General features: G+C 71.7%; 8 protein-coding genes. 6 read left to right on the top strand and 2 right to left on the bottom strand.

Features of this window, described 5'->3' with window-relative positions; genetic code table 11:
• Nucleotides 1–320 precede the first annotated feature (320 nt).
• Nucleotides 321–1,625 carry a Dyp-type peroxidase gene (locus G9H71_RS15035; protein WP_166283263.1) on the top strand — a complete coding sequence of 435 codons (1,305 nt, stop codon included), beginning with the start codon at nucleotides 321–323 and terminating at the stop codon, nucleotides 1,623–1,625.
• Between the two features lie 57 nt (nucleotides 1,626–1,682).
• On the opposite strand, the gene G9H71_RS15030 is transcribed toward G9H71_RS15035, so the two are convergent.
• A complete protein-coding gene (locus G9H71_RS15030) occupies nucleotides 1,683–2,171 on the bottom strand; it encodes a GAF domain-containing protein (RefSeq protein ID WP_166283261.1) in 489 nt (162 codons plus the stop codon).
• 28 nt (nucleotides 2,172–2,199) lie between these two features.
• The gene (locus tag G9H71_RS15025) at nucleotides 2,200–2,577 is read right to left on the bottom strand and encodes an ATP-binding protein (RefSeq protein WP_166283259.1); all 378 of its coding nucleotides are present in this window, start codon (nucleotides 2,575–2,577) and stop codon (nucleotides 2,200–2,202) included.
• Between the two features lie 338 nt (nucleotides 2,578–2,915).
• On the opposite strand from G9H71_RS15025, the gene G9H71_RS15020 reads away from it, so the two are divergent.
• The 5 genes from G9H71_RS15020 to G9H71_RS15000 all read left to right on the top strand — a co-directional run.
• Complete coding sequence (locus G9H71_RS15020) at nucleotides 2,916–3,953, top strand: LacI family DNA-binding transcriptional regulator (protein WP_166283257.1); 1,038 nt, start codon at nucleotides 2,916–2,918, stop codon at nucleotides 3,951–3,953.
• Nucleotides 3,954–4,137: 184 nt separating this feature from the next.
• Nucleotides 4,138–6,774, top strand: a complete 2,637-nt coding sequence (locus G9H71_RS15015) for a family 43 glycosylhydrolase (protein WP_166283255.1) — start codon at nucleotides 4,138–4,140, stop codon at nucleotides 6,772–6,774.
• Between the two features lie 61 nt (nucleotides 6,775–6,835).
• Nucleotides 6,836–10,015 carry an immunoglobulin-like domain-containing protein gene (locus G9H71_RS15010; RefSeq protein WP_166283253.1) on the top strand — a complete coding sequence of 1,060 codons (3,180 nt, stop codon included), beginning with the start codon at nucleotides 6,836–6,838 and terminating at the stop codon, nucleotides 10,013–10,015.
• 105 nt (nucleotides 10,016–10,120) lie between these two features.
• On the top strand, nucleotides 10,121–12,313 hold the full coding sequence (locus G9H71_RS25165) for an Ig-like domain-containing protein (protein ID WP_166283251.1): 2,193 nt from the start codon (nucleotides 10,121–10,123) through the stop codon (nucleotides 12,311–12,313).
• 148 nt (nucleotides 12,314–12,461) lie between these two features.
• A partial coding sequence (locus tag G9H71_RS15000) for a LacI family DNA-binding transcriptional regulator (protein ID WP_166283291.1) occupies nucleotides 12,462–13,445 on the top strand: 984 nt, incomplete at its 3' end.

Below are 13,445 nucleotides of genomic sequence, written 5' to 3'. Positions count from 1 at the left end.
GAGCCTGCCGCCGATGCGGCGGGTGCCGCTGTTCGCCGCTTGACACACGGGGGTGTCCCGCTCCGAACGGTCCGCAGCAGCGAGCCGGAGCTGACCGCGCGGCCGGTCGCCCCGCCACCGGTTGACGACGCCTTCAGCGTTGAGACCACGGGAACCTTCCTCGTCCTGGCACCGACCAACGAACGAAGGGCTGAACGTCCCGTGCAGTTCCAGCGGCCGGGTCGGGGCAGCCCATGGCTCGTCGACGGCCGGGCACACGTCTGCCGCGCCGTGGAGGTAGCTGCACCGACGCACACCTTCCCAGACCGAGGACGGACGACATGAGCAGCTCGACGCACGACACGACACAGGCCGTGGAGACCGCGGGCGGCCTCAGCCGGAGGAGCCTGCTCCGCGGGGCCGCAGCTGCCGGGCTCGGGGTCGCCGGCGCGACGGGCCTTCCGGGCGGCGCGGCCGCGGCGGCGGGCGGCGTGCCGCGCAGCGAGATCGAGCCGTTCTACGGCCCGCGCCAGGCAGGCATCACCACGCGCCAGCAGAGCTACGGCCTGTTCGTGGCCTTCGACGTCACCACGACGAGCCGGGACGCGCTGGCCAACCTGCTGCGCCAATGGACGTCGACGGCGGAGGCGCTCACCCGCGGGGAGCCGGCGCCGGCGCGCCCCACCCGAGTCCCTGGTGCGCGAGGCGATTCAGGAATCGCACTTGAGCTGTTTCCCGCCCGCCTGACCTTCACCTTCGGCTTCGGGCCGCGGCTGTTCGACGCGCGGTTCGGGCTGGCCGAGCACAAGCCAGCCGCACTCGACACGCTGCCGGGCTTCCCCGGGGACCAGCTCGTGGCCGCCCACAGCGGCGGCGACCTCCTCGTCCAGATCTGCGCCGACGACCAGCAGATCCTGTCCCACGCCTTCCTCCAGATGCGCGCCCTCACCGTGGGCGTCGCGGCACTCCGCTGGTCTCAGCAGGGCTTCATCAGCCCGCCCACCGACGGCAAGGCGCCGCGCAACCTGCTCGGCCTGCACGACGGGACGTCGAACCCCCGCCCCGCGAAGGCGGAGTTCGGCGACCTGGTGTGGGCGGACGACGCGGCCACGCCGAGCTGGCTGCGCGGCGGCACCTACCTCGTCTTCCGCAAGATCCGGCTCGCCCTCGCGTCGTGGAGCCTCACGTCGGGAGCGGAGCAGGACCGCTCGGTCGGGCGGCGGCTGGCCGACGGGAGCCCGCTGTCCGCCGCCGCGGGCGCCCCCACCCGGACGAAGCTCGACCTGGCCGCCGTGGGGGCGGACGGGAGGCCGCTCATCGACCCGGCGGCACACGTACGCCAGATGCACGCGTTCCCGATGTTCCGCCGCGCCTACAACTACGACTACGGCTTCGACTCCACGCGGCTGCACGCCGGCGGGGACGAGCACGGCGACGAGCCCGGCCACGGCGGCCACGAGGCGTACGACGCGGGGCTGCTGTTCGCCACGTTCAACGCCGATCCGCGGACGCAGTTCATCCCGGCGCAGCAGCGGATCGCGAGCAACGACCTGCTCGGGAAGTTCATGACCCCGACCGCCAGCGGGATCTACGCGGTCCCGCCGGGGCTGCAGCCCGGCCAGTCGCTGGGGCGTGGGCTGCTCTGAGCGGCTTGCCCACCGCGCCCGGGTGAGACCGCGCTCGTGAACGGCGCCCGGCGCGCGTCACGCCGAGACGGTTTGCTCCTCGAGGGTGCGGACGAGCCGCGCGGCCAGCTGCTCGAGCTCGGCGATCTGCGCCGGTGCGAGCTCCCGGGGCTCGACGTCGAAGGCGCAGAGCGTCCCGACGATCAACCCGCGGGACGTCCGCAGCGGGGCGGAGGCGTAGAACCGGACCGAGCCCAGCCGGCCGTCCACCCAGGGGCTGTCGGCGAAGCGCGGGTCGGCGCTGGCGTCGGGCACGTAGACGAAGCGGCCCAGCCGCACGGTGACGTCGCACATCGCCTCGGCGCGCGGCGTCGGCGCCCCTTCGAACCCGGTCGTGGCGGCCTGCCACTGCTGCTCGGCGTCGAGAAGGTTGAGCGTCGCCATCGCCGAGCCGGCTGCCAGGGCGGCGGCCTCCACGATGGACTCGACGGCGGCCCCCTGCTCGCCGGCCGGGTCGGTCAGCCGGTGGAGCTCGGCGACGCGCCGGGCCTCGGCCGGGCTGATCATGAGGCGGCCTCCCGGGGCGCGTCGGGCATCAGCAGGGCACCTCGGCCCAGACGACCTTGCCGACGTCGACGGGGTCGCAGCCCCACCGGGAGCTGAGAGCGTCGATGATCAGCATGCCCCGCCCGCTCTCCGCCTCGAAGGACGGCTCGCGGGGCTCGGGGCGCTTGTCGGAGGCGTCCTCCACGCCGATGCGCATGACGTCACCGTTCCGGTGCAGGCGCACCCGCATCGTGTCGCCCTCGCCGTGGCGCACCGCGTTGCCGACGAGCTCGCTCAGGACGAGCGCCGCATCGTCCAGCCGGTCGGCGTCGCAGCTCCAGCAGGCGAACGTGGTCCACAGCAGCGAGCGCAGCCGGGCCGATGCCTCCGGCGCGCGCGCCACGACAGCGACGCTGCTCGACCCCACGTCCCCTCCTCCGTCGTGCCCCGTTCAGATCACCGGCTTCATCGGCAGACACGGAGAGTCAGTCAAGCCAGACCGTGCGTCAGGATTCTCGCAAGATGGTGGCCGAGGCGCGACCCGGCGCCGGACCGCAGCCGGCGCCACCCCAGCTTCGTCCGGGCTGGAGGCATCTGTCCCTTCCCGGGACACCAGGGCACGCTTCCGGCGACACGCTCGACGATGGCTGCGCTCAGGTGTGACGTGGCCGGAGCGTCGTCGCATGCTCCTCGAGGAGGCGCTGACCGGCTCCTGGCTCCCCGGCGTAGGCCCGGACCGCCGCGCCGTGCCCCTAGAGTCGCGGCGTGCCTCCCGCAGAGAAGCCGAACGCGGCGAGCCGGGGCCGTCCGACGTTGGCGCGCATCGCCCAGCTCGCCGGCGTCTCCGTGCCGACCGTTTCCAAGGTCGTCAACGGCCGGGCCGACGTCGGGCCGGAGACCCGGGAGCACGTCGAGCGGATCCTGCGCGAGCACGGCTACCGCCCGCTGCGCAAGCTGGGCGCCCCGGGAGCGCACGTGGAGCTCGTGTTCCACGCCCTCGAGGGCGTCTACGACACGGAGGTCATCAACGGCGTCGAGAGCGTGGCCAGCGAGCACGGGCTCGCTCTCGTCGTGTCCCAGCTCGGGCACCAGTTCACCCCGGACGCGCTGTGGATGGAGCGCGTCCTGTCCCGACGGCCGGCGGGGGTCATCTCGGCCTTCTCCGGGCTCGACCGTGAGCAGCGGATGCAGCTGCGCGACCGGGGGATCGCGTACGTCGTCGTCGACCCCACCGAGGACCCGGGCCCGGAGTTCCCGACCGTCGCGGCGCACAACTGGATGGGCGGCCTCGCCGCGGCACGCCACCTGCTCGAGCTCGGGCACCGGCGCGTGGCCGCGGTGACCGGGCCGATGTGGGCGCTTCCGGCACGGGCGCGCTTCGACGGCTACTGCGCGGCGCTCGAGCGGGCCGGGGTGCCGTTCGACGCCCGGCTCGTCGGCGAGGACGACTTCCTGCCGCGCGGGGGACTCGCCCAGGCCCGTCGCCTGCTGCGGCTGCCCGACCCTCCGACCGCCTTCGTCGCCGGCAACGACGGTCAGGCCCTCGGCGTCTGCCAAGCCGTGCACGAGGCGGGCCTGCGCGTCCCGCAGGACGTCAGCGTCGTCGGCTTCGACGACCTGGCGCTGGCCGAGTCGCACGTGCCCCCGTTGACGACGGTGCACCAGCCGGTGCGCCAGATGGCCGCGACCGCAGCCGGGATCGCGGTGCGGCTCGCGGCCGGGAAGCCGGTCGAGCGGATGCGGGTGGAGCTGCCCGTCCGCCTCGTCGAACGGGCGAGCGCGGCGCCTCCGCCGAGTTCGTAGGAACGGTCAACGAAAACTTTCGCGATCCGTTGCCCGCGCTCGGCGCCCCACCTAGCGTGGCGCGCGCCTGCCCAGCTCGCCCCGCCTCCTGCTCTTAGTTGTTCGCACTGCGAACTGTTAGCGCTCACACCAGCAGGGGCGGGACCGCCGGCACTTGACCGATGACGTTCAAGGAGGACTGCACGTGAAGCGACTCAGGGCGCCCCGGAGCCGACGCAGAGCGGCCGTGTGCGCCGCCGTCGCGGCGCTGTTCGCGGGCGGGCTGCTCGCCGCGCCGCCGGCGACCGCCGACCTCGGGCCGAACATCCTGGTGAACCCGGGCTTCGAGAGCGGCTTGACCGGCTGGTTCCCCAACAACGGCAACGCGACCGACGGGGCGGCCCTCTCGCCGACGGGCGACGCGTTCTCCGGCTCGAGCGCGGTGCTCGTGACCCAGCGGAAGACGACCGGGTCCGGCCCGATGCAGGACGTCTCGGGAAGGGTCGTCGCCGGGCGGACCTACACCGTCACCGCGCGGGTGAAGTACACGAACCCTGCCAGCCCTGCCACGAAGCAGTTCTTCGTCACCATGCACTACGGCGGCGCGACCTACACCAACCTCGGCACGGTGACGGTGCCGCGCGGCCAGTGGGGGCTGGTGCAGGGGACGTTCACGATCCCGGCCACCCAGAGCGTCACGACAGCCCGGATCTTCGTCGAGACCCCGTGGACGGCGACCCCCGGGGCGGACCCGAACACCCACCTCATGGACTTCACGGTCGACGACGTGACGTTGCAGGACGGCACGGCCCCGGTCGTCCATCCCCCGGGCAACGCGCTGCCGGCCAAGACGGTGGGCAACTCGAACCCGTTGATGGACTACCAGTACGGCGCCGACCCGTTCGCGATGACCTACGACGGCCGGGTCTACGTCTACATGACGTCCGACGGGATGCAATACGACGCCGCGGGCAACGTCGTGCAGGACTACGAGTACGACGCGCAGGGGATCAAGGACAACTCCTATGGCCTCATCCGCACGCTGACGATCCTGTCGTCGGCCGACATGGTCAACTGGACGAACGAGGGCCAGGTCAAGGTCGGCGGCACGTTCGGCGCGGCGAAGTGGGCCGCGAACTCCTGGGCCCCGTCGGCGACGCACAAGACGATCAACGGCAAGGAGAAGTTCTTCCTCTACTTCGCCAACAGCGCCGGCGGTATCGGGGTGCTGACCTCGGACTCCCCCACCGGGCCCTTCGTCGACCCCATCGGCAAGGCGCTGGTCACCCAGCAGACGCCGGGCGTCGCGGGCGTCGTGTGGCTGTTCGACCCTGCGGTGTTCATCGACGACGACGGGCAGGCCTACCTCTACTTCGGCGGCGGCGTCCCGACGGGCAACACCGACCACCCGAAGACCGCCCGGGTCATCAAGCTCGGCGACGACCTCATCAGCACCGTCGGCAGCGCCGCGCCGATCGACGCGCCGGCGCTGTTCGAGGACTCGGGCATGAACAAGATCAACGGCAAGTACTACTACAGCTACTGCACCAACTTCAGCCACAGCCCGGTCATCGACGGCAAGCGCATCGGCAACGGCAACATCGCCTACATGGTCGCGGACAGCCCCATGGGCCCGTGGACGGCCGACACGTACCGCGGCGAGATCATGCAGAACCCCGCGGCGTTCTTCGGGGTCGGCGGCAACAACCACCACGCGATGTTCGAGTTCAACGGGCAGATGTACATCACCTACCACGCCCAGACCGTGCAGCGCGCGATCGTGGCCGGCGGGTCCCTGTCCGCGGCGCGCGGCTACCGCTCGACGCACATCGACAAGGTGACGATCAACCCCGACGGCAGCATCGCGCCCATCACGATGACCTACCAGGGGGTGCCGCAGCAGGGCACGGTGAACCCGTACCACCGCACCGAGGCCGAGACGATCGCGTGGGACTCGGGCATCCAGGACGCCTACGTCCCGTCGTCCGGGGTCCGGGTGCAGCCGGTCGCCGGCACCGCGACGGAGCAGAAGCTCACCAACATCAACAACGGCGAGTGGACGTCGCTGTCCAAGGTCGACTTCGGCAGCGGCGGGGCCACCGGCGCCCGCGGCTTCAGCGCCGACGTGCTGGCCAAGGCCGGCGGTCAGGTCCAGATTCGGCTGGACAGCCCCGACACCTCCAGCGACGCCAACCTCGTCGGCACCCTGTCCGTCCCGGCGTCGTCCTCCGCGGCGTGGTCCTCGGTCAGCACGCTCCTCACCCGGACCGTCACCGGCGTCCACGACGTCTTCTTCACCTACAAGGGCACCGGCACCGCAGAGCTGTTCGACGTCGACCACTGGCGGTTCACCGCGCCCGTCGCCCAGCTCGAGGAGGCCGTCGACCAGCTGACGGCCGACGGGTCCGTCACCGCGAGCCTCGGCCGGGACCTGCTCGCCGCGCTCGACGCCGCACAGGGCGCCGAGGACGATGCGGACCGTATGGCCCTGCTGGCGCAGCTGCGCGCCCTGCGCTCCGAGCTGGACCTCGCCGCGCAGAGCAAGATGGGTGACCAGGCCCGCGAGTCCCTGCTGCAGCTGACCGAGCTGTGGCTGGACCTCTCGCCGCTGGACGAGCTGCGGACGGAGATCGGCTCGCTGACCCGCAGCGGCGACATCGCCACGAGCACGGCGAAGCAGCTGCAGGAGAGCCTGGCCGCGGCGGCCTCGGCTCCGACCGCGGCCGAGCAGCGCACCCGGCTCGAGGCTCTGCAGGCCGCCGTCACCTCGGCCAAGCCCAGCAAGATCGGCGACGAGGCCAAGGCCGCCCTGCTCGACCTGATCGGACAAGCCCTCCGCTAGGCAGCATTCCTGCACGCGGAATCAGTGAACGGGACCACCTACGAAGGAGTATGCGATCCCTATGAGCCACACGACCACCTGGCCGAGAGCGGGCGGCTTCCGCCTCCTCGGCGCCGTCGCCGCACTGTCACTGGGCTTCGGCTCGCTGACGGCGGCAACCGCGGAGGCTGACACGCCGAGCGGGGAAGGGGACGTCCTCACCGCGCAGGACGTGACCGCGGGCCTGGTGCACCGCTTCAAGCTCGACGAGACCAGCGGCACCACGCTGCGCAACACCGGAAGCGCCGGCGCGGCAGCTGACGCGATGCTCGTCAACGCGGACAAGGCCGCGCTGACCGGGGACGGGGTGCGCTTCAACCCCAGCTCCTACGAGAGCGCGCTCACCGGGGCGTACGTCAAGCTGCCGAACAACCTCACGGCGGGCATGTCGAGCATGACCGTCGACTACGACGTCTGGGTCGACCCGGCCAACGTCGGCGACCACCAGATGTGGAGCTTCGGCAGCAAGTCCGGTAGCTGCGACGTGGACACCGGCGGCCAGGGCTCGATCTTCGCGTCGAACACCGCCCCCCGCCCGGGCCTCCGCTTCCGCGTCACGGCCGGCAACCAGAGCGTCATGGCAGCCGCGCCGAGCAACCTGCGCGAGGGCACCTGGAAGCATGTGACCTACACGCAGGCGCCGAACGCCAACGGCACGAGCTGGACCGGCACCGTCTTCGTCGACGGCGTCCAGCACGCCCAGGCGACCAACATCACGACCCCGCCCTCGGTCAACGCGGCCGCGGGCACCAACTGCAACTTCCTCGCGCGGTCGCAGACCTCCACCCACTACTCCTTCCGCGGCACGCTCAAGGACTTCCGGGTCTACGACCGGGCCGTGACCACGGACGAGGTCCGCGAGCTCGCGGCCCCCACCGTGACGTCCGGGGCCACGGCCGACGCCGCCGCCATCGACCTCGGCCTCACGAGCGCGATCGTGGACGACATCGTCCTGCCGAAGTTCGGCTCGGTGGCCGGGTCGGCCATCACGTGGACGAGCTCCGACCCGTCCGTCGTCTCGATCTACACCCCGCCCGCCACGGCGAGCGCCGCCAAGGTGCCGGTGACGGGGCGCATCACGCGGCCGGCCCTCGGCCAGCCCGACGCGACCGCCGTCCTCACCGCCACGGTGCGCAAGGGGGCCGACACCGTCGTCACCCGCCAGATCACCGTGACGGTGAAGGCGCAGTTCAACGACGCCCAGTCGGTCGACCGTGACCGGCTCGACCTCAGCCTCTACAAGACCGACGACGTGCGCGGCGACATCGACCTGCCGAGTCGCGGCGAGTTCGGCTCGACCATCACCTGGTCGTCCACCAGCAACCTCATCTCGCCCACCGGCATCGTCACCCGCCCGGCGTACGGCCGCCCGGCCGTGAACGCGACGCTGACGGCCACGATCACCAAGGGCTCGGCGACGCAGACGAAGACGTTCCCCGTGACCGTCAAGCCGCTGCCGCGCAAGGAGGAGAAGGAGCGCTACTTCCTCGGCTACTTCAAGGGCGAGAACATGGCCGACGGCGAGCAGATCATGTTCGCCACCTCCAACGGCAACAACGCCCTCGACTGGACCGGCCTGACCGGTGGCCGGCCGTCGCTCATCTCCCAGCTCGGTGACCAGGGCCTGCGCGACCCGCACATCACGCGGTCCCCCGACGGCGACACCTTCTACATGATCGCCACCGACCTGAACTGGTACGACCAGGGTGGCTACAACATCAACGACACCCAGTACATCGAGGTCTTCGAGTCCCACGACCTCGTGAACTGGACGCCGCAGCGGCACGTCAAGGTCGCCCCCGACAACGCCGGCAACGCCTTCGCCCCGGAGTCGCTGTGGGTCGACGAGATCGGCGCCTACGCGGTCTTCTGGGCCCAGTCGCTCTGGAACGACCCGGTCAACCGCACCAACCCTGGCAACGCCCAGATGTGGCTCGCCACCACGCGCGACTTCCAGACGTTCTCCGAGCCCAAGGTGTGGCAGAACCCGTTCCCCCAGTCGCGGATCGACACGACCGCGATCAAGGTCGGCGACTACTACTACCGCGTCACGAAGAACGAGGCCGGCAACGCCGGGTCCGACATCTTCTCGGAGAAGAACACGGACTTCCTCGACAGCAACATCAACAACTGGATCCCCGTCGCTCCGGCGCTGGGTCGTACGACGTGGCAGCCGAACGCGGGCTACGAGGGCCCGGTGGTCTTCAAGGCCAACCCTGGCGACACGGCCTGCCCGGGCCAGTTCTACCTCTGGGGTGACCGCTACACCAACGGCGGCGGCTACCAGGCGGCGTGCCACGAGGACATCGAGGCGAAGACCTGGAACGCCAAGACCATCACGATGACGAACGCCGGTGTCCCCCGGCCGCGTCACGGGACGGTCCTGCCGATCACCCTGCGCGAGTGGAACTCGATCCGCGGCATCGCCAACAGCAACGTGGCGACGACGACGGACCTGACCGTCTCCTCGGCGATGTTCCAGAGCACGCCGGCCACCGCGACGGCGCGGGTCACCGCTGCGGACACGTTCGAGACCGGCGGCCAGGTGCGCTTCTCCTCGGGCTCGTGGTCCGCCACCGCGTACCTCGAGAACGGGGTCGCCTCGGTGACCCTGCCGGGCAACCTTCCCGGCGGGGCCCAGACCGTCAAGGCCGAGTACCTCGGCTTCGAGTACCTCAACGCCTCGCAGGACACCGCGTCCGTCCAGGTCCTGCCGGCCACGTCGCAGGTGCGCTCGGCGGTCGCGTCGGCCGTGTCCAGCGGCAACGTGGTCGCGAGCTTCGGCCGTGACCTGCAGCGCGTCGTCGACGCGATCGCGCAGGCCGAGCAGGCGAACGACACCGCGGCGGCACTGGCCCAGGCCCGCGCCCTGCAGGACCTGCTCAACACGGCCAAGCCGAGCAAGCTCTCGGCGCAGGCCCGGGCCGGCCTCAGCGAGCTGCTCGAGCTGTGGCTGGGGGCTCCGTCCGGGATCGACGAGGCCCGCATGCAGGTCGGGGCGCTCATGGCGAGCGGCGACCTGTCGTCCAGCCTGGCCGATGACCTGCACGAGTCGCTGGCGGCGGCCGCGGCGGCGCAGGGCAGCGTCCAGCAGCAGCACCTCCGGTCGGCGCGGAACGCGCTGACCTCGGCGTCGAGCGGGAAGGCGAGCGCGCACGCGCGCGCCGTGCTGCTCCCGCTGCTGGACGACCTGATCTCGTAGTCCGTGGCACATCCGCTGTGACAAGCGATGGGGCGGGCCGGCGACGGCCCGCCCCATCGTGCTTCCAGCACCCCGCGATCTGCCCGATTCGCAAAGGAGTTGCCCGTGAGAAGAGCACGCCTGCACCGCTTGTGGGGAGCCGTCACCACCGCCGCCCTCGTGGTCACCCTCGGCCACACCGCGGCGCCCGCGCACGCCGGGACCGCCCCCACCGCCTCGGCAGCCGCCGACGTGGCACCGGACGACCCGTACGGCTACCTGATGGTGCACTTCCTCGAGGAGCCGAACGGCTACGCCGAGAAGATCTACCTCGACGTGAGCAACGGTGACGACGCGACGTCGTGGACCCGGCTCAACCAGGGGCGGCCGATCCTCGCGAACCACCTCGGGACGTCAGGTGTCCGTGACCCCTACATCGTGCGCAACCCCAAGACCGGCAAGTACTACATCATCGGCACGGACCTTCGGGTGTTCTGGGGCAACGGGCGGGACTACCCGCCGGACGCTCCTCCGGGATACCGGCCGTGGTACCTCTACCGGCACGCGAGCCAGAGCCTCGTCGTGTGGGAGTCCACCGACCTCGTCAACTGGGGCGAGCCGCGGCTGGTCCGTGTCGCCGATGCGACGGTGGGCCGGGCCTGGGCTCCCGAGGCGACCTGGGACGAGGCGTCCCAGGCGTTCGTCGTCTACTGGTCGTCCACGGTCTTCGCCGCGACCGACCCGCAGCACACCGGCCCCGCGAAGAGCCGGACGCTCTACTCGTTCACGTCGGACTTCACGCAGGCCGACCTCGACGCCCGCAACCCCGACGGCCCCGGCGTCATGTACGAGGCCGAGGGCACCGCGGACACCATCGACACCTCGGTCCATCAGTACGACGGCGTCACCTACCGCGCCTTCAAGGAGAACGGCGGCCTGAACCGCGGCATCATCTTCGCGAAGACGACCGACCCGCAATGGTGGAAGCAGGAGACGGCGTGGACGATCCTGTCGACGCGCATCGGCGCTGCTGAATACGGCCAGGTCGAGGCGCCGCTGTTCTTCAAGGCGAACACCGAGAACCGTTGGTACCTCTTCGTCGACCAGTACGGCGGCCGCGACCAGGGATACCGCCCCTACACCACCACCGACATCTCGCAGGGCCAGTGGACGAGCATGGGCCGCAATGCCATGCAGGGGATGGTGTCGAACACCAAGCACGGCGGCGTCATCCCGCTGACGAAGGCGGAGTACGACCGGGTGCGCGCCGCGGACGTCGTCTCCGCCCAGCCCGTCTCCGCCGTGACGCTCGCGGGGGCTCAGCCGCAGCTGCCGAGCACCGTCACGGTGAACATCTCCGACGGCACGACCCAGCAGCGGCCGGTGGCCTGGGGCGCCGTCGACACCTCCACCACCGGGGTAGTGCAAGTGACAGGCACGGTGCAGGGCGACTCGTTCGCCGACGAGAAGAACGCCGTCGCGAACGGCGGCACCCTCACTCCGCCGCCCGGCGGGCGCAGCCTGTACGTCTCGGACCCGCCGACAGCCACGGCGACCGTCGACGTCAGGCCCCTGACGGCCATCCGCTCGGTGGACGTGACGGCACCGGCCAGGACCTCCTACGCCGTCGGCGACCCGCTCGACCTGACGGGGCTGTCGGTGCACGCGACCCTGGACGACGGCACCGTCGTCGACGTGACGGGCTCGGTCCGCACGACCGGCTACGACCCGACGCGAGCTGGCACCCAGACCGTCCGGGCCGTGCTCGGCGACAGGGCTCTGGGTACCTTCACCGTTGCGGTGCAGCTGACCGCGAACGCACTGGCGGCGCTGCAGGCGTCGGTGGCGCCCGTCCTCTCGGCGCCCACCGTCGCGTCGAGCTACGCCCGCGACATCAGCAGCGCGCTGCAGCGGTCGCAGGCCGCCGTCCTGGCCCAGGATGCTGACGCCGCGCTTCGCGCACTGCGCGACGTGCAGCTGCACATCGCGCTGGCGCCGAGCAGCAAGGTCGGCGACGAGGCTCGCCGACAGCTCGGCGACGAGCTCGCGTCCCGCGTCACCGAGCCGGCCACGCTGGGGCTGGTGACCCGGATCGGCTCGCTGCGCCGGTCCGGCGCCCTGGCCGCGAGCGCCGTCCGCGACCTCGAGGGCACGCTCTCCTCGCTCTGGGCAGCCGACACGCGCGGGGACGACCGAGCTGTGAAGACGAAGCTGGAGGCGCTGCGCAGAGTGGTGAGCTCGCTCAAGCCGTCCACCGTGAGCCCGGACGAGCGAGCGGCGTTGGTCGCCGCGATCGACGAGCTGCTCGCTGGGCGCTGAACGCGCAACACCCGCGGGAGCTCGGCCCGATCGCGAGGACCGGGCCGGGCTCCCGCGTCATGACCGGCAGGACCAGAAGGGAAGTTCAGCGTTGGTCGCGTACGACGCGAGGGTTCCGCCTCCTGCACGCTCGCATCGGGCGGCCACGATCTCCGACGTGGCGAAGCTGGCGGGGGTGTCCCACCAGACCGTCTCCCGGGTGCTGAACGACTCGCCTGCCGTACGCCCGACGACCCGCGAACGGGTCGATGCCGCGATCCAGGCGCTCGGCTACCGGCCCAACCCCGCCGCACGCGCGCTGGTGACCCGCCGGTCGCGGACCCTCGGCGTCGTCAGCTTCGACTCGACCCTGCACGGGCCGGCCAGCACTCTCTACGGCATCGAGCAGGCGGCGCGGGCCGCCGGCTTCTTCGTCAGCGTGGCCTACCTCGAGTCGTTCGAGGCCAGGAGCCTGCAGGACGGCCTGCGCCGGCTGGCCGAGCGGTCGGTCGAGGGGCTGGTCGTCGTGGCGCCCTTCGCGGAGACCGCCTCGTCGGTGGCCGAGCTGCAGGGAAAGGTGCCCCTCGTCATGGTCGGCGGGGGAAGCGTCGCCGGCTTCGCCTCGGTGAGCGTGGACCAGGTCGAGGGCGCCCGGCTCGCGACGCGGCATCTCCTTGCGCAGGGCGTGGAGACGGTGCTCCACGTCGCCGGGCCGACGGGGTGGCTCGAGTCCGACGGGCGGGCCGACGGGTGGCGCGCGGAGCTCGCGTCGGCCGGCGTACCCGAGCCCGCGATGGTGCAGGGCTCGTGGAGCCCGTCCGCCGGTTACGCAGCGGGGCGGCAGCTGGCCGGCAGCGGCGACACCGAGGCGGTCTTCGTGGCCAACGACCAGATGGCGCTGGGGCTGCTGCGCGCCTTCCGGGAGGAGGGCGTGCGGGTGCCGCAGGACGTTCTCGTGGTGGGCTTCGACGACGTGCCCGAGGCGCCCTACTACTCCCCGCCGCTGACAACGGTCCGGCAGGACTTCGCGCAGGTGGGCCGCCGAAGCATCGACCTCCTGCTCGAGCAGCTCACGCTAGGGCGGCCCTCCGACGAGCACGTCGTCGTGCCGGCCGAGCTGGTCGTGCGCGCGAGCTCGGTCCGCTCCCCACGG

The sequence above is a fragment of the Motilibacter deserti genome (assembly GCF_011250635.1).
In the GTDB taxonomy this organism is placed as follows: Bacteria; Actinomycetota; Actinomycetes; order Motilibacterales; family Motilibacteraceae; genus Motilibacter_A; species Motilibacter_A deserti.
Note: the sequence above shows the minus strand (reverse complement) of the source record. Positions and strands in the feature narration are given on the sequence as shown.